17 protein-coding genes and 1 tRNA gene are annotated in these 18,773 nt (G+C 70.6%); 7 read left to right on the top strand and 11 right to left on the bottom strand.

Translation table 11 applies throughout. The features are described 5' to 3' along the window. Nucleotides 1-25: 25 nt before the first annotated feature. Complete coding sequence (locus tag ACP6CK_RS01870) at nucleotides 26-1,123, bottom strand: SAM-dependent methyltransferase (protein ID WP_426957075.1); 1,098 nt, start codon at nucleotides 1,121-1,123, stop codon at nucleotides 26-28. 83 nt (nucleotides 1,124-1,206) lie between these two features. Continuing rightward, nucleotides 1,207-1,281 (bottom strand) — tRNA-Val (locus ACP6CK_RS01865). Between the two features lie 104 nt (nucleotides 1,282-1,385). Here ACP6CK_RS01865 and ACP6CK_RS01860 point away from each other — a divergent pair. Next, the gene (locus ACP6CK_RS01860; protein WP_426959846.1) at nucleotides 1,386-2,273 is read left to right on the top strand and encodes an N-formylglutamate amidohydrolase; all 888 of its coding nucleotides are present in this window, start codon (nucleotides 1,386-1,388) and stop codon (nucleotides 2,271-2,273) included. Between the two features lie 234 nt (nucleotides 2,274-2,507). Further along, nucleotides 2,508-3,323 (top strand): transglycosylase SLT domain-containing protein, encoded by an 816-nt coding sequence (locus tag ACP6CK_RS01855; protein WP_426957074.1) that lies wholly within the window; start codon nucleotides 2,508-2,510, stop codon nucleotides 3,321-3,323. Here the strand turns inward: ACP6CK_RS01855 and ACP6CK_RS01850 are convergent. From ACP6CK_RS01850 to ACP6CK_RS01840, 3 genes are read right to left on the bottom strand one after another with little or no spacing between them, the layout of a single operon-like run. Further along, on the bottom strand, nucleotides 3,320-4,447 hold the full coding sequence (locus tag ACP6CK_RS01850; RefSeq protein WP_426957073.1) for a CaiB/BaiF CoA transferase family protein: 1,128 nt from the start codon (nucleotides 4,445-4,447) through the stop codon (nucleotides 3,320-3,322). The genes ACP6CK_RS01855 and ACP6CK_RS01850 overlap by 4 nt on opposite strands. Further along, a complete protein-coding gene (locus tag ACP6CK_RS01845) occupies nucleotides 4,440-4,790 on the bottom strand; it encodes a GFA family protein (protein ID WP_426957072.1) in 351 nt (116 codons plus the stop codon). Before ACP6CK_RS01845 ends, ACP6CK_RS01850 begins: the two co-directional genes overlap by 8 nt. A gap of 2 nt (nucleotides 4,791-4,792) precedes the next feature. Beyond that, complete coding sequence (locus ACP6CK_RS01840; RefSeq protein ID WP_426957071.1) at nucleotides 4,793-5,962, bottom strand: acyl-CoA dehydrogenase family protein; 1,170 nt, start codon at nucleotides 5,960-5,962, stop codon at nucleotides 4,793-4,795. 180 nt (nucleotides 5,963-6,142) lie between these two features. On the opposite strand from ACP6CK_RS01840, the gene ACP6CK_RS01835 reads away from it, so the two are divergent. Next, entirely contained in the window at nucleotides 6,143-7,483 is a 1,341-nt protein-coding gene (locus ACP6CK_RS01835; protein WP_426957070.1) for a cytochrome P450, read from the top strand. Between the two features lie 123 nt (nucleotides 7,484-7,606). Then, a complete protein-coding gene (locus ACP6CK_RS01830; protein ID WP_426957069.1) occupies nucleotides 7,607-8,581 on the top strand; it encodes a Bug family tripartite tricarboxylate transporter substrate binding protein in 975 nt (324 codons plus the stop codon). 112 nt (nucleotides 8,582-8,693) lie between these two features. On the opposite strand, the gene ACP6CK_RS01825 is transcribed toward ACP6CK_RS01830, so the two are convergent. Then, nucleotides 8,694-10,148: an N-acyl-D-amino-acid deacylase family protein gene (locus ACP6CK_RS01825; protein WP_426957068.1), complete on the bottom strand. Its 1,455-nt coding sequence runs from the start codon at nucleotides 10,146-10,148 to the stop codon at nucleotides 8,694-8,696. A gap of 433 nt (nucleotides 10,149-10,581) precedes the next feature. Between ACP6CK_RS01825 and ACP6CK_RS01820 the strand changes: the two genes are divergently transcribed. Further along, nucleotides 10,582-11,577, top strand: coding sequence for an SMP-30/gluconolactonase/LRE family protein (locus tag ACP6CK_RS01820; protein ID WP_426957067.1), 996 nt, complete (start codon nucleotides 10,582-10,584; stop codon nucleotides 11,575-11,577). 40 nt (nucleotides 11,578-11,617) lie between these two features. On the opposite strand, the gene ACP6CK_RS01815 is transcribed toward ACP6CK_RS01820, so the two are convergent. The 5 genes from ACP6CK_RS01815 to ACP6CK_RS01795 are packed head-to-tail and all read right to left on the bottom strand — an operon-like array spanning nucleotide 11,618 to nucleotide 17,007. After that, complete coding sequence (locus tag ACP6CK_RS01815; RefSeq protein ID WP_426957066.1) at nucleotides 11,618-12,097, bottom strand: YaiI/YqxD family protein; 480 nt, start codon at nucleotides 12,095-12,097, stop codon at nucleotides 11,618-11,620. A 17-nt stretch (nucleotides 12,098-12,114) separates the two neighbouring features. Beyond that, nucleotides 12,115-13,791, bottom strand: coding sequence for a hydantoinase B/oxoprolinase family protein (locus ACP6CK_RS01810; protein ID WP_426957065.1), 1,677 nt, complete (start codon nucleotides 13,789-13,791; stop codon nucleotides 12,115-12,117). Continuing rightward, entirely contained in the window at nucleotides 13,788-14,129 is a 342-nt protein-coding gene (locus ACP6CK_RS01805) for an antibiotic biosynthesis monooxygenase family protein (RefSeq protein ID WP_426957064.1), read from the bottom strand. Before ACP6CK_RS01805 ends, ACP6CK_RS01810 begins: the two co-directional genes overlap by 4 nt. Continuing rightward, entirely contained in the window at nucleotides 14,126-16,219 is a 2,094-nt protein-coding gene (locus ACP6CK_RS01800; protein WP_426957063.1) for a hydantoinase/oxoprolinase family protein, read from the bottom strand. The genes ACP6CK_RS01805 and ACP6CK_RS01800 overlap by 4 nt, the downstream gene beginning before the upstream one ends. Then, a complete protein-coding gene (locus ACP6CK_RS01795; protein ID WP_426957062.1) occupies nucleotides 16,219-17,007 on the bottom strand; it encodes an SDR family oxidoreductase in 789 nt (262 codons plus the stop codon). The genes ACP6CK_RS01800 and ACP6CK_RS01795 overlap by 1 nt, the downstream gene beginning before the upstream one ends. Nucleotides 17,008-17,120: 113 nt before the next feature. Here ACP6CK_RS01795 and ACP6CK_RS01790 point away from each other — a divergent pair, with 113 nt between their 5' ends. Then, nucleotides 17,121-18,089, top strand: coding sequence for a 2-hydroxyacid dehydrogenase (locus tag ACP6CK_RS01790; RefSeq protein WP_426957061.1), 969 nt, complete (start codon nucleotides 17,121-17,123; stop codon nucleotides 18,087-18,089). Between the two features lie 11 nt (nucleotides 18,090-18,100). Further along, entirely contained in the window at nucleotides 18,101-18,751 is a 651-nt protein-coding gene (locus ACP6CK_RS01785; RefSeq protein WP_426957060.1) for a flavin reductase family protein, read from the top strand. The last annotated feature ends 22 nt before the right edge of the window (nucleotides 18,752-18,773 follow it).

The following is an 18,773-nucleotide window of genomic DNA, read 5'->3' as shown; positions in this document are numbered from 1 at the left end:
TGGAAGCCGGTGAATGGGTCCTGGCCTAGAGCGCCTCGGCCCGCTGCACGACCAACCCGATCGAGGTCGTGATGTGCTCCGCCGCGAGGATCTTCAGGTGCGGCAGCGCGTAGGGCGGGGCGTCCACATGCGCGTCAACGGGCGCATCGCCCGGGTGCAGGTTCAGCGGCCAGAGGCGGTGCCCCTTCCCCGCCAGCCGGTCTAGCAGCGACTCGATGTCCCGCCGGCGAAAAAGGGAAAGGCCGGGGCTCTCCAGCGTCTCCTCGTTCGAGCCGAGGTTGAACTCGGTCGTGTGCACCGCGACGCCGCCGGGGCGGAGGGTCCGGAGGGAGTTCTCGACGAAGTTCAGCCCCGCCTCGATACCGCCGAGATGCTCGAAGCAGCAGGAGGACCAGCAGGCGTCGAAGCCGGCGAGGTCGGACGGGATGGCGTTCATGTCCACGGGGCGGAAGCTCACGCGGGCACGGAAGGTGGCCTCGTCCAGGATGGCGGGGTGGTGCAGGGCCATGAGGCCGGCAGCGTGCTGGCCCGTGCTGTCCCAGCCCTGAGTGCCGTCCAGGTCGGGCGGGGCGTCGGTGGCCAGGACCTCCACGCCCTGGGCGGCGAGGACGCTCGGGATGGGCTCCCGGCCCGTGCCGAAGCCGAGGGCGCGCACCCCGGGGCGGAGCATCCCGGCAGCCTGGAGCACGGCCAGGATCCAGCAGAACTCCCACTGCTTGCGGTGCTGGCGGGGGGCCTCGCCGAAGCTCGCGCACCAGCCGGCGTAGTCCGGCCCCTCCATCTGCCCGGCGGTGCAGATCTGACTGACGGGATGGGACAGGCAGGGCGGCTCCAGCCGCCAGGGAATTCGCGGCGAGGCGGGCGGGGCGAGCAGCCAGAGCGGTGCGGCGTAGGGGGCGGCGGCGGCCTGCACGGACGGCGCGCCCGGGGCCATGAGCGCCGCGCGCAGCGCCTCGGGCGACGATAGGGCACGCAGGGCGTCGAGCTCGGCCTCGTCCCGCGGGCCGCGCTGCTGGAGAAGCCGGAGCGCAAGTTCCACCGTCTCGCGCGGAAGCCGGTGATCCGTCGGATCTGGTGGCGGATCGCCGCCGAGCAGACCGCGCAGGGCGGTGCCCAGGCTCATCGGCCGAATGGGCCGCCCGCAGGCGCCCGGAAAGGGCCGCGGGAGCGGCCGAAACGGCTGAAATGCAAGGAAAACCAGGCGGATGGTGGGCGCAACAGGGATTGAACCTGTGACCCCCACCGTGTCAAGGTGGTGCTCTCCCGCTGAGCTATGCGCCCATCCGCCGGGGTCGCCCGTTTAGCGCGGAGACCTCTGCTGAACAAGCCCGAGAAACATCGCCGCGGCGTGACAGTCGGGCGTCCCTGTGGTGATTCGTCGCGCGATGGACCTGCCGATCGAGACACACGAGAAGGAAGCACGGGGCCCGGACGCTCCTCCTCCCTTCATCCTGCGCCGTCCGCTCACGCATTCCGTCCCGCTGGTCCTCTCCTCCGCTCATTCGGGGCGGCACTACCCGGCCTCCTTCCTCGCCGAGAGCCGGCTGGACCCGTTGACCCTGCGACGGTCCGAGGACGGTTTCGTGGAGGAGCTTTTCGCCGGCGCTCCGGAGCATGGGATCCCCCTGCTGTCGGCGACCTTCCCCCGGGTCTACTGCGACGCGAACCGGGAGCCGTGGGAGCTGGATCCCGGCATGTTCGACGAGAAGCTGCCGGAATGGGTGAACAGCGCTTCCCCGCGCGTCGGGGCCGGCCTCGGCACGATCGCGCGCATCGTCGCGAGCGGAGAGGCGGTCTATGGGCACCGCCTGTCCTTCGAGGACGCGGCGGCGCGGGTGCGGGAGCTCTGGCAGCCCTACCACGACGCGCTCGGCGGGCTGATCCAGGAGACGGTGCGCCGGTTCGGCGCCTGCCTCCTGGTGGACTGCCACTCCATGCCCGCCCTGCCCGGCGACCGGCAGCGGGCGGACATGATCCTCGGGGACGCCCATGGGACGGCGGCCGCGCCGCGGGCGACCCGGCTGATCGAGGAGTCGCTGACCGGGCTCGGCTACAAGGTTCGTCGGAATGACCCCTATGCGGGGGGATACGTCACCCGCCACTACGGCCGGCCGCGGGACCGGGTGCACGTCGTGCAGCTGGAGATCGCGAGGGCGCTCTACATGGATGAGCGGCGGATCGAGCGCCTGCCCATCATGGCGGCGCTGCGGGACGACCTGGACCGGATGATGGCGGGCTGGTCGCGGGAGGACTGGTCCTTCCTGGACGCCTGAGACACCGCCGCGCGTTGGCCATCGGCGCGCGGGCAAAAAAAGAGGCGGTGCCCGAGAGCACCGCCGAGTTTAGGGAGGAAACGTCCAAGAAAACAGCAACACGGCAACACCGCGTTGCTGCGCTGCACAATCTAGGTGGCAGAGCACCCTCTGGCAAGGGCCTGTGCTGCGCCGCAGCATTAACCTTTATCACTTCAAGTTGAGATCTGGCATGTCGCTTGAGCATGCGGCGGCATGCGCCTCCTCGTGCTCGCCCTGATCATTCTGCCCGGTTTCGCTCTCGCTCAGCCCTCGCCCGTGGCCATGTGCCGCGCCGCGATCACCACGGCGGAGCGGGAAAACGGCATTCCGCCGGGACTTCTGCACGCGATCGGCCGTGTCGAATCGAGCCGCCGCGACCCGCAGACCGGCGAGGTCGGCCCCTGGCCCTGGACGATGAACGCGGAGGGGACCGGCAGGCATTTCTCCACGCACCCGGAAGCCGTTGCCCATGTCCGGCAACTTCAGTCCCAGGGCATCCGGTCCATCGACATCGGGTGCATGCAGATCAACCAGATCCACCACGTGCGCGCCTTCTCGTCCCTGGAGGAGGGGTTCGAGCCGCTGCCGAACGCCCGCTACGCAGCGCAGTTCCTGAAGAGCCTCTACCAGCGCCATGGGGATTGGCTGGTGGCCGCCGGCGCCTATCACAGCGGGACGCCGGGCAGGGCTGCCCTCTACCGTGCCCAGGTCGAGCTGCGCTGGCCCGAGGAGCAGCGCACGGCGGCGGCGGCCCAGGGCTGGAATCCCGCCTGGGCGCAGGCGGCCCGGTCTGCCCAGGCCCCCGTTCCGACGCCGGTCTTCGCCCCGAACCCGACGTTCGCCGGCACGGCCTTCGGCCTCCGGGGGGGCCATTCGGCGCCGACGATCATTCGCATGGCCGGTAGCACCGCGGCGGCGCCAGAGGGCGAGCGGGGCCGCGGTCTGGATGCCTACCGGTCCATGGCAATCCCGCTCGCGACAGGATCGTCGCCCACGCTCATGCGAGGGCTGCCGGGGGTGCGCGGCTAGGAAAATTCCGCCCGTACGGAGTCAGTGTGCTGGCCCAGGGCGGGGACCGCGCCGAAGGAGGGCGGCTCGCCCGCCACCCGGGCCGCCGGCGCGGCGATCGAGACAGGGCCGGCCGGGGTGTCGACCGAGACCCGCCGCAGCGCGGGGTGACGGGCGAGCTCCTCCACGCCGTTGACGAAGCCGTAGGCGGTGTTCGCCGCGGTCAGCCGGGCAGCGGCCTCGGCCCTGGTCAGGCGTGCGAAGTGGGCGGCGAGATGGGCGTCCACGGCCGGTCGGTTCGCGACGCGCTCGGTGTTGCTGCGATACCCCTCGCGCGACGGCAGGTCGGGCTCGCCGAGGAATCCGGCGCAGAAGGCGGCCCATTCTCGCTCGTTCTGAATGGAGATGAGGACGAGGGCGCCGTCCGAGGTCTCGAAGGCGCCGTAGGGGCAGATGGAGGGGTGGGCCAGGCCGACGCGCTGCGGCGCCTTGCCCGTGCCCTCGTAGTAAAGGAGTGGGACGTTCATCCAGTCGGCCATCCCGTCGAAGAGAGAGACAGCGACCCCCCTGCCCTTCCCCGTGATGCCGCGGGCGATCAGCGCCTCCAGCACCGCGGCGTGGGCGGCCATGCCGCAGGCGATGTCACAGACCGAGACGCCGACCCGGCCCGGGCCGGCGGGATGGCCGGTGATGGCGGCGAGGCCGGATTCTGCCTGCACCAGCAGATCGTAGGCCTTCATGCCCGCGTACTCGCCGGTCTCGCCGTAGCCAGAGATGTCCACGGTGATCAGGCGCTCATGGCGGGCGCGCAGGGCTTCGCTACCGAGGCCGGCACGCGCGGCGGCGCCGGGGGCAAGGTTCTGGATGAAGACGTCGGCGCGGGCGAGCAAACGGTCCAGCAGGGCGCGGTCATCCCCGCGCTTGATGTCGAGGACGACGCTTTCCTTCCCGCGGTTCAGCCAGACGAAATAGGACGAGAGGCCCTTCGCCGCGGCATCGTAGCCCCGGGCGAAGTCGCCCTCCGCCCGCTCGATCTTGATGACGCGGGCGCCGGCGTCGGCGAGCTTCACGGAGCAGGTGGGCGCGGCGACCGCCTGCTCCATCGCGACGACGAGCAGGCCCGCCAGCGGGCGGGTGTCAGGCATCGGCGCCGTTGTGCTGGTGGACCGGCAGGGCGGCGACGTCCAACCCGTCCACGCAGCGGAGGTTGAGCGCGATCATCGGGGTGCCGTCCGGCAGGGCGCCGCGGGAGAAGGGGCGGACGCCGCATTCGGCGCAGAACTGGTGGTGGATGACCCGCCGGTTGAACTGGTAGTCGCGCAACGACCCCTCCCCACCCGTCAGGCGGAAGGTGGCGGCGGGGACGAAGGCCAGCAGCGCGCCCGTCTTCGAGCAGAAGGAGCAGTTGCACTGGAGGGCCGAGGCGATCTCGCCGTCTGCCTCGTAGCGGACCGTGCCGCAGTGGCAGCCGCCCTGATAGGTTGCCATCGTCAGTAGCTCCGGGGCATGCCGAGCACGTGCTCGCCGAGGTAGGAGAGCACGAGGTTCGTGGAGATGGGAGCGACCTGATAGAGGCGGGTTTCGCGGAACTTCCGCTCGATGTCGTACTCCTCGGCAAAGCCGAAGCCGCCATGGGTCTGGATGCAGGCCTCGCCGGCGGCCCAGGACGCTTCGGCGGCGAGCATCTTGCCCATGTTCGCCTCCTCCCCTGCGTTCTGGCCGGCCTCGTACTTCCGCAGGCCCTCCTTCACGATCGCCTCCGCGGCGCGCATCCGGGCGTAGGCCTGGGCGATCGGGAACTGCACGCCCTGGTTCTGCCCGATCGGGCGGCCGAACAGGACGCGCTCCTTGGCATAGGCCACCGACTTCGCGGTGAACCACTTCGCGTCGCCGATGCATTCGGAGGCGATCAGCAGGCGCTCGGCGTTCATCCCGTCCAGGATGTAGCGGAAGCCCCTTCCCTCCTCGCCGACGAGGTTCTCGGCCGGGACCTCCATGTTGTCGAAGAAGACCTCGCAGGTGTTGTGGTTCATCATCGTGCGGATGGGGCGGATGGTCAGGCCGTTCCCCTTGGCCGCCCGCATGTCCACGATGAAGGTAGACAGGCCCTGCGTCTTCTTCTGCACCTGGTCGCGCGGGGTGGTGCGGGCCAACAGCAGCATCAGGTCGGAGTGCTCGGCCCGGCTGGTCCAGATCTTCTGGCCGTTGACGATGTAGCGGTCACCCTCCCGCCGAGCGGTGGTGCGGAGGGCGGTGGTGTCGGTGCCGGAGGTCGGCTCGGTCACGCCGAAAGCCTGGAGTCGGAGCGAGCCGTCAGCGATGCCGGGCAGGTACTTCGCCTTCTGCTCGGCGCTGCCGTGCCGAAGGATCGTGCCCATGGTGTACATCTGGGCGTGGCACGCCGCGGCATTGCCGCCCTGGGCGTGGATCTCGCCGAGGATGGCGGCGGCGGCCGAGAGGGGCAGGCCGGCGCCGCCGTACTCTTCCGGGATGAGAGCGCCGAGGTAGCCGGCCTCGGTCAGCGCCTGAACGAATTCGGTGGGGTAGCCGCGCACCTCGTCCAGCTTGCGCCAGTACTCGCCGGGGAAGCGGGCGCAGAGCTTCGCCACCTCGGCGCGGATCTCCGCATACGCGTCCGTCTCGGTGATCGGATGGTCCATGGGGCGTTCTCCCTCGTCCAGCGGTCATACCGCCGCGGCGCAGGGGGAGGAAGGAGAGCGGCCCCACGGAGGTCGCGACCGCTGCTCAAGCTCATGATTTTGCTCGCATGAAGGGGTGATGGCATCGGCAACCTCGCCGGCCGTCACGCGCTCGCACCTCGCAGGACGGGCGGAGGGGCCATGACGACGATCGACGCCGCGCGCTCGACGCTGCCGCGCGCGAGCCTTCCGGACACGATGCTTTTTCTCTCCGCCGTGGTGATGCCGCTGATCGGCAAGGGCGTGATCCTGCGCCGGCCACCGATGGTCGCGGCGGCGGAGCGGCTCGGGCTGGACCGGGGCGCGGTGCGGACGATGCAGCGGCTGCGGCGACGCTACGGGCCGGGGCCGGTGCTGCTGCCCGTTCCGCTGCATCCTTATGCGGTGGTCCTCTCGCCGGAGCACGCGACGCGCGTGCTGCGGGAATCGCCGGAGCCCTTCGCGACGGCCAGCGACGAGAAGCGATCCTCCCTGTCGCATTTCGAGCCGCACGGGGTGCTCATCTCCGACAGCCGGGAACGGGCGCATCGGCGGCCCTTCAACGAGGCGGTGCTCGACACGCCCTGTCCCGCTCACCGGCTGGCCGAGCGATTCCTTTCGGTCGTGGAGGAGGAATGCGCCGGGCTTGCCTTCGCGGCTCGGCAGCGAGGCACGTTGCGCTGGTCCGACTTCGCCGTGACCTGGTGGCGCATGGCGCGCCGCGTGACCTTCGGCGATGGCGCACGCGAGGATCACGAACTGACCGACCTGCTGGCGCGGCTGCGGGCGGACGCGAACTGGGCCTTCCTGCACCCGAGGCGTGACCGCGTTCGCGCGCGGTTCATGACCCGGCTGCGGGCGCAGCTCGACCGAGCGGAGCCGGGGAGCCTGGCGGCGGTGATGGCCTCCACGGCTGCGGCGCCGGGGACCGATCCGGCGGGGCAGGTGCCACAATGGCTCTTCGCCTATGACGGACCGGCACGCGCGACCTTCCGCACCCTCGCGATGCTGGCGACGCATCCCGCGGAAGCGGAACAGGCGCGGGCGGACATCGCCGCGGCGGGTCCGGGCACAGGGTTGAAGGCGCTGCCTTACATCCGGGCCTGCGTGCTCGACACCCTGCGGCTCTGGCCGACGACGCCGGTCCTGCTGCGGCAGGTCGCGACGCCGGTTGACTGGGCGAACGGCAGGATGGCGGCTGGCACGGGTGTCATTATCTTCTCTCCCTTCTTCCATCGCGACGGGGAGCGGCTGGCGCAGGCGGATCGGTTCTCGCCGGAAACCTGGCTGAAGGGACGGCCGGAAGAGATGGGCTTCGTGCCCTTCAGCGACGGGCCGGCGGAGTGCCCAGGGCGGAATCTCGCGTTGATGCTGTCCAGCGCGACAGTGGCGTCCCTGATGCGGGAGGGGGCCTTCACGCTCGAACGGCCTGCGGGGATCGGGCCGCACCGGCCGCTGCCCGGGACACTCAGCGCCTACGGCCTGCGGTTCCGGATGGGCTGATGCGCGCTCCGGTCCTTGTCCCGCACCGGCCCCGAGCATAGGGTCCGCCGCGTTTCGGGTGGGATGCGCGGTCACGCGGCTCTGGGTTTGGCGGCGGCGCGCCGCCGTGCAGGGGAAGCCGTGATGTTCAGGCGTGGTGTGTTGGGCGGCGCGATGGCGCTGCTGGGGGTGGGTTCGGCGCGGGCCCAGGGAACCGGCGCCGGCGCGTGGCCGCAGCGGCCGGTGCGGATGCTGATCGGCTTCGCGCCCGGCGGCTTCACCGACATCATGGCACGCGCGGTGGCGGAGCAGCTTTCCGCACAGCTGGGTCAGAGCTTCGTCATCGAGAACCGCTCCGGCGCATCCGGCACCATCGCGACCACGGCCGTCGCGCGGGCGCCGGCGGATGGGTACACGCTGCTCTTCGGGCATTCCACGCCGAACGCGGTAGCGGCGGCCCTGTTCAGGGACCTGCCCTACGACCCGCTGCGGGACCTGACACCCATCTCAGAGGTGGCGGTGCACCCGCACATGCTGGTGGTCCCGGCCGATTCCCCCTTCCGCAGCGCGGCCGACATCGTCGCGGCCGCGAAGGCGCGTCCGGGGTCGGTGACCTATGCGTCCTCCGGCATCGGGTCCGTGCATCACGTGGCCTGCGAGACCTTCGCCAAGGGGGCGGGCATCGAGCTGACCCACGTCCCCTATCGCGGCAGCGCGCCGGCCATGGCGGACCTGATCGCCGGACGCGTCGCGATGACCATCGACGGCGTCAGCGCCGTGGCGCCGCAGATCGCGGACGGGAAGCTGCGGCCACTGGCGGCCGGGACGCTGGAGCGCATCGGCCGCTTCCCCGAGCTGCCGACCTTGCAGGAACTCGGCTACGGCGAGATTGACGCGATGAGCTGGGTCGGGGTCTTCGGACCGCCCGGGCTACCGGCGGAGATCGTGGCCAGCCTGACGGCGGCCATGGACCGGGCCCGGCCGGCGCTGGTGCGGGTGGCGGAGTCCGGGGGCTCGGTGATCGCGGCGCGGAACGGGGCGGAGTTCCGCGACTTCATCGCGCTGGAGATCGGCCGCTACCGCGCCGTGCTCGGCGACGGGCAGATTCCGCTGAACTGATCGGCAGGGGCGCCGTCGGCCCCCGGTGGAGAGAAGGTATTCTCTCCCCCGGATCTCCACTCTTCTGTCTTTATCAGGCTGCCGCGCAAGGCGGAGACGGGACCGCCACCGGTCAGCGGTTGCGCGTCACCAGGCGACCCGGCTTCTCGCCCGTCGCGCCCTTGGCGACGGCGAAGGTCGGGATGCCGTTGCACCAGACCTCCTCGATACCCTCGGAGAGCTGCTTCGGGTCTTCGAAGGTGGCGCGGTCGCGCACGGTGTGCGGATCGAAGAGGACGAGGTCGGCATAGGCGCCCTCCCGCAGGACGCCGCGGTCCACCATGCCGAAGATCGCCGCCGCGCGTCCCGTCATCTTGTGAACTGCCGTTTCCAGGGAGAAGAGCTTCACGTCGCGGACGTAGTGGCCCAGCACCCGGGGAAAGGTCCCCCAGAGGCGGGGGTGCGGGTGGGCGTCGTGCGGGATGCCGTCCGATCCGATGACGGAGAGCGGGTGGGCCATGATCCGGCGCACGTCCTCCTCGTCCATCTGGAACGTGATCTGGCCGGCGGGGAGGAGGCGGGAGGCGGCCTGCCGGATGTCGGTGTTCCAGCCGCGGGCCACGTCCTTCAGGTATTTCCCGGCCATCTCCGGGTGCGGGACGGACCAGGTGATCATCACCTCCACGTCGTCCCGCAGCTTGTCCGGCATCAGCACGGTGGAGCCTGCGGGATAAGGATAGACATCGTAGGCCACCTCCTGCGTGCGGGCATATTCGCTGATGAGCGGCAGTGTCTGGGTGGAGCGGCCGTAATTCTCGGGCATGGAGCATTTGTGGTGGGAGATGTGCACCTGCACGCCCACGCGCTTGCCGATCTTCGCCGTTTCCTCGATCGAGGCGAGGATGCGATCCGCCTCGTCCCGCATGTGGGTGCAGTAGAGGCCGCCGAAGGGACGGATGGCCTCGGCGACGGCGATCACCTCCTCGGTCGTCGCCTGCGCGTTGGGAGGGTAGTAGAGGCCGGTCGAGAAGCCGGAGGCTCCCTCCCCCATCGACTGGCGGACCAGGTCGTGCATCCGCGCGATTTCCCCGTCCTTCGCCTGTCGGTAGACGTCGCCCTCCATGGTGCGGGCGCGCAGGGTTTGGTGGCCGACGAAGGCGTAGGTGTTCACCTCCGAGCCCCTGGTCTTCAGCGCGTGGGCGTAGTCGCCGAAGCTGTCGAAGGTCCACCAGGCCTCGTCGCCCAGCAGGTCGAGCGGCGGGATGGGGCGGGCGCTGGTGTTGCGATAAGGCGCGAGGCTGACGCCGCAATTGCCGACCACCACCGTCGTCACGCCCTGGCTCGTCTTGCAGGTGGTGCATTCCGGACCGCAGAGAACGGCCCGGTCGTCATGGGTGTGGCTGTCGATGAAGCCGGGGGCGACGGCCTTGCCGGTCGCGATCACCTCCCGGTCCGCGGTCGCGCCGCCCAGGTCGCCCACCCCCACGATCCGGTCGCCGCGCAGGCCGATGTCGCCCACGCGCCGGGCGGCGCCGGTGCCATCGAAGAGCGTGGCGTCGCGAATGATGGTATCGCAGCGGAGCGTCATGCGCTGTCCTCTTGGAGCAAGTCGCCGGCGATCATGGGCCGGCCAGGGCGTGTGATCCAGGCGTCCGAGCAACCCTCGCTGGTTGGGCAGCCGATGGCAGCGCGATACCGGCAAAAGGTCGGGTCACTTTGTACGCTGGCGCCGTTGGGGAATGAATAAGGCATATAAATTTTGAGAAATCGGATCACGTTGAGATCTTGTTTTGCACGCTCGAAACTAGATGGCGAGATAGGGCGTTTATTCAGACGGAACCTGGGAGGTGCAGGTGCCGGGACGCCGGGCGTTTCTGTGCGTAAGCGCCGGCCTCGCGGCCTGCGTCCCCATCGAGGCGCAGACGCCTGGCCGCGCGCCGGGCACAGGCTTCAAGCCACCGGCACCGGACTTCTCGCGCGGGACGCAACTCGAATTGGTGGCGAGCTTCCCTGACCGTCAGGTGACCGGGATCACTGTCTCCGCTGCCAATCGAACCTTCGTCTGCCTGCCGCGCTGGACCGTCGATGTGCCCGTCTCAGTCGCCGAGCTCCTTCCGGATGGCGCCCTGCGCGCTTACCCGGACGATCGCTGGAACAGCTGGCGCAACAACCGGCCATCCGAGCCCGGCAGCCGCTTCGTCTGCGTTCAGAGCGTGGTAATGGACCCCCAGGACAACCTCTGGGTCCTGGACGCGGCCGCGCCGAACATGGCGGGCCCGGTGCCGGGCGGGCCGAAGCTTGTTCGGATTGATCTGCGCAGCAACAGCGTTGCGCAGGTGATCGCGCTCGGTCCGGCGGTCGCGCCGCAGGGAAGCTATCTCAACGATGTCCGGTTCGATCCGGACGGGGGCACGGCGTTCATCACGGACAGCGGCGCGCGCGGGGCCATCCTGGTGGTCGATACCGCGACGGGCGCGGCGCGGCGCGCGCTGGACGGCCACCCTTCCACCCAGTTCGAGCCGGAGGTGGTGCCGAAATCGGACGGGCGGGAGCTGCGACGGCCCAACGGGCGCGCGATGCAGTCTGCGGCGGACGGGATCGCCATCTCGGCCGTGGGGACGCAGCTCTACTGGCAGGCGCTGACCGGGCGGACGCTTTACCGGGTGCCGACGGCCGCGCTGCGGGACGCCAGCCTGCCACCGGACCGGCTGGGCGTGCAGGTGGAGCGGATCGGGCAGACGCATGTGGCGGACGGGCTGTGGCTGGACGCGGCCAACAGGCTCTACGTCACGAATCCGGAGACGAGCGCCATCGAGGTCGCGACCGCGCCGGGCGCGCCCCTCGTCGTGCTGGCGCAGGATCCGCGGATGCGCTGGCCCGACACCTTTTCGCAGGGGCCGGATGGGGTGCTCTACGTCACGGCGTCGCACATCCAGGACAGCCCCTGGTTCCACCCGCAAGCGCGGGTCACGCCGTCCTCCATCTGGCGGATTGGGACGGGGGCCATCTCTGCCTGAAGGGGAACGCATCGCGCGTCCCCGCCCTTCGCCGAAGGCGCTATGAGAAGAAATCCGGCATCGGGCGCGGCGCGGATTGCGGACCGCGAAGGGCCTGCTGCAGGACCGCGTCCAGCGATTGCAGGAAGCGCGAGCGATCCGCGGCGGTGAAGCCGGCGTGGCGGGTCTGGCCGCCCGTGACCTCCCGCATGTGGCGGGCGATTTCGCGGCCCGCGAGGGCGCTTCCGATGTTCGTGCTGTCCCAGACCTTGCCGCTCGGCGCCACGGCCGCGGCACGGGCGGCGAGACAGCGAGAGGCGAGCGGGATGTCGGCGGTGACGCAGACATCGCCGGGCTGGATGGTGTTCGCGATCCAGTCGTCCGCGGCGTCCGCGCCTTCCGCCACGATGACACCGCGGATGCGCGGTTTGTCCGGCAGGCGCACGCCGCGGGCGCCATTCGAGACGACAGTCACGTCGAGGTCGAGACGGGCAGCCACCCGGAACACCTCGTCGCGGACGGGACAGGCGTCGCCGTCCACGTAGATGTGGGGCCGGGTCAGCGGCGCGATCCGTAGAGGTCGCGGGCCGCGGCCTCGCTCACCAGGCCATCCGCCACGTCCCGGGCGAGCAGGTCCGGGTCGCGCTCGGCCGGACTGCCCATGCCGCCACCACCCGGAAGGAGGAGCCGGAGGCGCTTGCCCTTCGGCACAACCTGGAAGCCCTTGGTGCGGATGGTGCTGCCATCGGTGTAGCCGACCCAGCCCGCCGCGCCGTCGCCGCCGCCATCGCGGCCATGGGGCGGATTCGCCACGCGGTCGAAGATCGCGTTGATGGCGAATTCCGCGTCGCCCTTCGTGCCGATCTCCATGATCTGGCCGAAGCCGCCTCGGGTGCGGCCAGGGCCGCCGGAATCGGGGCGGAGTTCCTTCTTCCAGAAAATAACGGGGGCGACGTTCTCGGTCGCCTCCACCGGCATGGTGCGGACGCCGGAGGGGAAGGCGGTGCCGTCGAGCCCGTCCTGCTCCCGGCGGGCGCCGGTGCCACCGGAGTTGAAGGTGATCACCTCGAAATCGGGCAGTTCCGCCTCCGCGCCGCTGACCTGCCCGCCTCCACGGAGCGGAGGATTCCAGAGGCAGGAGGAGCCCTCCGCCGCGACGCGGTCCGGCACGGCCTGGTGCAGGCAGCCCATCATCAGGTCCGGCAGCAACTGTCCGACGATGTGGCGGACCGAGACGGGATAGGGGCGCGGCGCGTTGAGGATGCAGCCCTCCGGGATCTTCATCCGGAAGGGCAGCAGGGAGGCCCAGTTGTTCGGGACCTCCGGCGCGACGACGACCTTGATGCCGAAGCAGGAATAGGCACGGCAATAGGCGGCGGGGACGTTGATCCCGCGGCCCGAGAGGGCGGAGGTGCCGGCGAAGTCCACCGTGATGTCCTCGGCCCCGATGGTCATCCGCGCCTTCAGGGTCACCGGGGATTCATAGCCATCGGAGCGGATCTGCCCGCTGAACTCGCCGCGGGGAAGCTTCGCGATCTCGACCAGGGTGGCGCGGAGCGAGGAGTCGAAGATGTAGGACGCCAGGGGGTCCAGGCTGTCTATCCCGAACTCGTCCAGCATCTCCACCAGCCGGCGCACGCCGGCATCGTTGCAGGCGCAGAGGGAGTAGACGTCGCCTTCCAGCTCCGCGGGCGTGCGCGTGCCGGCGCGCAGGATGTCGAAGAAGGTCTCGTTGGCCACGCCCCCGTCGAAGCACTTCACGATGGGGATGTAGAGGCCTTCCTCGAACACCGATCGGCCCTCCGGCCCCATGCCGAGGCCGCCGACATCGATGACGTGGGCGGTGTTGGCGAAGAGGCCGACGATCCGGCCGTTTCGGAAAGCCGGCGTGACGACGGTCAGATCATGCAGGTGGCCGGTGCCGAGCCAGGGGTCGTTGGTGATGTAGTGGTCGCCCGGCTTCATGCCGTGGGCCGGGAACTTCGCGAGGAAATGCCCGACGCTCTCGGCCATGGAGTTCACGTGCCCCGGCGTGCCGGTCACGGCCTGGGCGAGCATCCGGCCCTGCAGGTCGAAGATGCCGGCGGACAGATCGCCCGCCTCCCGCACCGTGGTGGAGAAGGCGGTGCGGATCATGATCTGCGCCTGCTCCTCCACCACTGCGATCAGGCGGTTCCACTGGATGTTGCGCTGGATGGTGGCGAGAGCGTCGCCAGGGGGCGGTCCATCGGTCATGCGGGCGATCCCGTGAAGCCGTCCACCCTTAGCAGGCGGAGGATCTGAACCTTCTTCGGCAGCTCGATCAGGAATTCGGGGTCCCGGTCCAGGGGATGGACCTCCGTGGGGTCGCCGCCCCCGCCGCCCGTCATGTCCTCGACGCTGCGCCAATAGGAGAGCGTGACAAATTCGCTCTCGCTGTCCCGGTCCTCGCGGGCGCACTGGACGCCCAGGGCACCCTTTTTCAGCAGCGGCTCGATGGAGTGGGCGAGCCAGTAGGACTCGTATTCATCGGCACGCGCGCGGGGGACGCGGCCGCGCCAGATCCGGAGGAAGGCGGGCTGCTCCTGCGTCATGCGGCGACTCCGCGCGTCAGCTCCAGGTAGCCAAGGCCGTCCATCCGGCAGGTCCAGCCCGGTCCGACGAGGGTGCTCGTCTCCGCCTCTGCCACGATGGCCGGGCCGGGGATGGCGGCGCCGGGGGACATGGCGTCGCGATCATAGACTGGCCAGTCCAAGACCTCCCCGCGAGCGGTGTCGCGCACGGGCTGATGGCGGATGGGCTGGGGCGGCGGGGCGGGGGAGACCTCCGCGACGGGCTCCGCGGCCGCGGTCTCCGTCGCCACCGTCACGGCGAAGGAGAGGATTTCCACGTCGCTGCCCGGCACGGGGCGGTCGTAGAAGCCGGCATAGGCGGTGTCGTAGGCGGCGCGGACGGCGTCCACGTCGGCCGCCTCCAGCGTCCGCACCGGCAATTCGACCGCGATCTCGTGGCCCTGGCCGACATAGCGCATGTAGGCGATCCGACGCTCGGCGAGCGGGGCGCCGAAGGAGCCCTTCTCCACAGTGCGGCGCGCCTCCGTCGACATCTCGGCCAGGAGCGCGTTCACCGCATCCCGGTCGAAGGTGCGGAAGCGCTGGTAGAGGCTGCGGACGACCTCGTAGCCCACGGGCGCGCGGAGAAAGCCGATGGCACTGCCGACGCCGGCGCCCGAGGGGACCAGCAGGCGTGTCACGCCGATCTTCTCGGCGACGCGGTAGCCGTGGACGGGGCCGCCGCCGCCGAAGGCGATCACGGCGCGGCCGTCATAGCCCTTGCCGCTCTCGATTGCGTGGACGCGGGCAGCGTTGGCCATGTTCTCGTCCACCACCTCGACCACGCCGAGCGCGGCCATCGGCGGTTCCAGGCCGAGGCTGCCGAGGGTGGCTTTCATGGCGGTTGCCGAGGCATCAGGCCTCAGGGACATGCTGCCGCCGGCGAAGCTGGCGGCGTCGTAGCGGCCGAGAAGGAGGTTGGCGTCCGTGACGGCAGGCTTGGTTCCGCCGCGGCCGTAGCAGGCGGGGCCGGGGTCGGCCCCCGCGCTTTCCGGCCCGACCTGGATGCGGCCAAGCGCGTCCACGCTGGCGATGGAGCCGCCCCCGGCGCCGATCTCCACCATCTCGATCACGGGAATGCGGAGCGGCAGGCCGGAGCCCTTCTTGAAGCGGCCGATGCGGGCGACCTCGAAGGTGCGGGCGGTCTGAGGCGTGAAGTCGTCGATCAGGCAGACCTTCGCCGTGGTGCCGCCCATGTCGAAGGAGAGCACGCGTTCCCAGCCCTTCTGCCGCGCGACGTGGGCGGAGAAGATGGCGCCGCCGGCCGGGCCGCTCTCGACCAGGCGGATAGGGAAACGGGCCGCGGTCTCGACCGTGGTGAGGCCGCCGCCGGAGAGCATCATGAAGAAGGGGCAGGAAAAGCCCGCCGCCGCCAGCCCGTCCCGCAAGCGATGCAGGTAGCTGGCCATCAGCGGTTGGACATAGGCGTTGGCCGCGGTGGTGGAGAAGCGCTCCCACTCCCGCATCTCCGGACTCACCTCGGAGGAGAGGGAGACGGGCAGATCCGGCCACATCTCCCGCACGATCTCGGCGGCGCGGTGTTCATGGGCCGGGTTGACGAAGGCGTGCAGGAAGCCGATCGCGAGGCTCTGCACCCCCTCCGCCCGCATGAAGGCGACGGCGTCGCGCACCGCGGCCTCGTCGAGCGGGAGGAGCACCTTCCCCTCATTGTCCAGCCGCTCCGGCACCGGCAGGCGCAGGCGGCGGGGAACGAGAGGCTGCGGCAGGGTGATGTTCAGGTCGTACTGGTCGTAGCGGCTCTCATTGCCGAGGGCGAGGACGTCCCGGAACCCCTCGGTGGTCAGCAGCGCGGTCTTCGCACCCTTGCGCTCGATGACGGCGTTGGTCGCCAGCGTCGTGCCGTGGATGAAGATGGCGACGTCGGCCGGCGACAGGCCGGCCTTGGCGAGCACCGCGCGGATGCCCTCCAGCACGCCCTTCTCCGGCGCGGCGGGGGTGGTCAGGACCTTGGCGGTCCAGCGGTCCTGGCCGCCCTGCCCGTCGTCGCGCTCCAGCGCCAGGTCGGTGAAGGTGCCGCCGATATCGGCGGCGAGCCGCGCAGTGGCTGGCATCAGAAGCCCTTCACGATCCCGCCGTCGATCCGGATGATGCTGCCGGAGATGTAGGAGCCGGCATCGGAGGCGAGGAAGGCGGCGGTGCGGCCGAACTCCTCCGGCCGGCCGTAGCGGCGGAGCGGGATGGTCTTCTCGCGCTCGGCGATCACTTGCTCCGGCGTCTTGCCGGTCTTGCTGCCGGCGGCGGTGGCGAGTTCCACGCTGCGGTCCGTCATGATGGCGCCGGGCGCCATGATGTTCACGGTGATGCCGTCCGGGCCCACCTCCTCGGACAGGGTCTTGGCCCAGCCGACGATGTTGGCGCGCAGGATGTTCGACAGGGCGAGGTTCGGCAGTGGCTGCACCATGCCCGTGCTGCCCACGGCCAGGATGCGGCCCCACTTCCGCTCCCGCATCCCCGGCAGCAGGCGGTTGGCGATGCGGATGGGGGAGAGGGCGATGCGCCGGAACCAAGTCTCCAGCAGCTCCTCCGTCACGTCCAGCGCGGTGCCGGCCGGCGGGCCGCCATGGTTCAGGACGAGGATGTCGACGCCGCCGAGCGCCTTCACCGCGCCGTCCGCCAGCGCGTCCATGTCGGCGCCGTTCGCCACGTCCGCGGAGAAGGCGTGGGCCGCGGGGGCGCCGAGGCCGCGCAGCGCCTCGGTCACGGGCGCGAGGCGCGCGGCCTCGCGGCCGGAGATCGCGAGGGCGACGCCCTCCGCCGCCAGGCTCTCCGCGATGGCGCGGCCGATGCCCTTGGACGCGCCCATCACCAGCGCGCGCCGGCCCCGCAGCCCGAGATCCATGCCCTGTTCCCTCAGTCCTGAATGACGGCCCGGAAGCTGGACCGGGCCTTACCGTCTGGCAACCCTGGCGGCCCGTTTGGCAAGCGGCGGCGGCCGGTCCAATCTCCGCCGCCATGCCCAAGCCGACCCTGCTCCAGACCCGTGCCCTGCCCGAGGCGGTGGAGGCGCGCGCCGCCCGGGACTACGCCATCCGCCGGCCGGAGGGGCCGGACCGGACGCTGGAATCCGCCGCGATCCTGGCCGGTGCCGAGGGGTGCGACGGCATCCTCTGCGCCGCCGGGGATGGGCTGGACGCGGCGACGATCGGCAAGCTGCCGGACAGCGTGAAGATCATCGCGACCTTCTCCGTCGGCACGGACCACATCGCGCTCGACGCGGCGAAGGCGCGCGGCATCCCCGTGACGAACACGCCCGACGTGCTGAGCGTGGCGACGGCCGAGATCGCGATGATGCTGGTCCTCATGTGCGCCCGCCGCGCCGGGGAGGCGGAGCGGCTGTTGCGCGCGAGGGAATGGACGGGCTGGGCGCCGACCCAGCTCATGGGCGTGACACTGGAGGGCAAGCGGCTCGGCATCCTCGGTATGGGAAGAATCGGGCAGGAGCTGGCGAAGATGGCGCGCGGGATGGGGATGGTGGTCCACTACCGCAACCGGACGCGCCTTTCCCCAGCCGAGGAGGCGGGGGCCGTCTTCCACGGGGATGACGACGCCTTTCTGGCGGCCTGCGACGTGCTGTCCATGCACATCCCCGGCGGCGCCGCGACGAAGAACTGGTTGGACGCGGCCCGGATCGCGAAGCTGCCGCGCGGGGCCATCGTGGTAAACACCGGGCGCGGGACGACGGTGGACGATGCCGCGCTCTGCGCCGCGCTGGAGTCGGGGCACCTGCGCGCGGCGGGGCTGGACGTGTTCACGGGGGAGCCAAAGATCTTCGAGGGCTATTATTCCGCCCCGAACGTCACCCTGCTGCCCCACCTCGGCAGCGCCACGTTGGAGACGCGCGACGCGATGGGGTTCCGCTGCCTCGACAACCTCGACGCGGTTCTGCTGAAGGGCGCGCCGCCGCCCCACCGCGTTGCGTAGGAGCCCCTCCGATGCTGTTCGACTTCGAGGCGATGCCGAAGAAGGATCGTTACAAGCTGGTGGTCGCCAGCGTGGTGCCGCGGCCCATCGCCTGGATCGTCACGCTGGACGCGAATGGCGTGGCGAACGCGGCGCCCTTCTCGTTCTTCAACGTCCTCGCCTCCGACCCGGTGATCCTCGGGATCGGGGTGGGGCTGCGGGGCGTCGGCGGGGAGGAGGGCGAGGACCGTAAGGACACGATGGTGAACATCCAGGCGACCGGAGAGTTCACCGTCTGCCTCGTGAACGAGGCGACGGCGGAGGCCATGAATGTCACAGGCGCCGACTTCCCGCCGGGCATCGACGAACTGGACCAAGCCGGACTGACCAAGTCGCCGTCCGCCAAGATCCGGGTGCCGCGCATCGCCGAGAGTCCGGTGGCGATGGAATGCGTGCTGCACCAGGTGGTGCCGCTGGGCGGGCACAATCTCGTGCTCGGGCGGGTGGTGGCGGTGCACATCGATGACGAGTGCATGCTGGATGCGAAGCGGCTCTACGTGGACACGCCGAAGCTCGGGCTGATCGGGCGGATGCACGGCTCGGGCTGGTATGCCCGGACGACCGACCGCTTCGACATGCCGCGCGTGACGCCGGAGAGCGTGGCGGCCCGCCGGGGCGGCTAGCCCCCTGCCCCACCCGGGGCAG

The sequence above is a fragment of the Muricoccus radiodurans genome (genome assembly GCF_050154705.1).
Lineage (GTDB): Bacteria > Pseudomonadota > Alphaproteobacteria > Acetobacterales > Acetobacteraceae > Roseomonas > Roseomonas radiodurans.
Note: the sequence above shows the minus strand (reverse complement) of the source record. Positions and strands in the feature narration are given on the sequence as shown.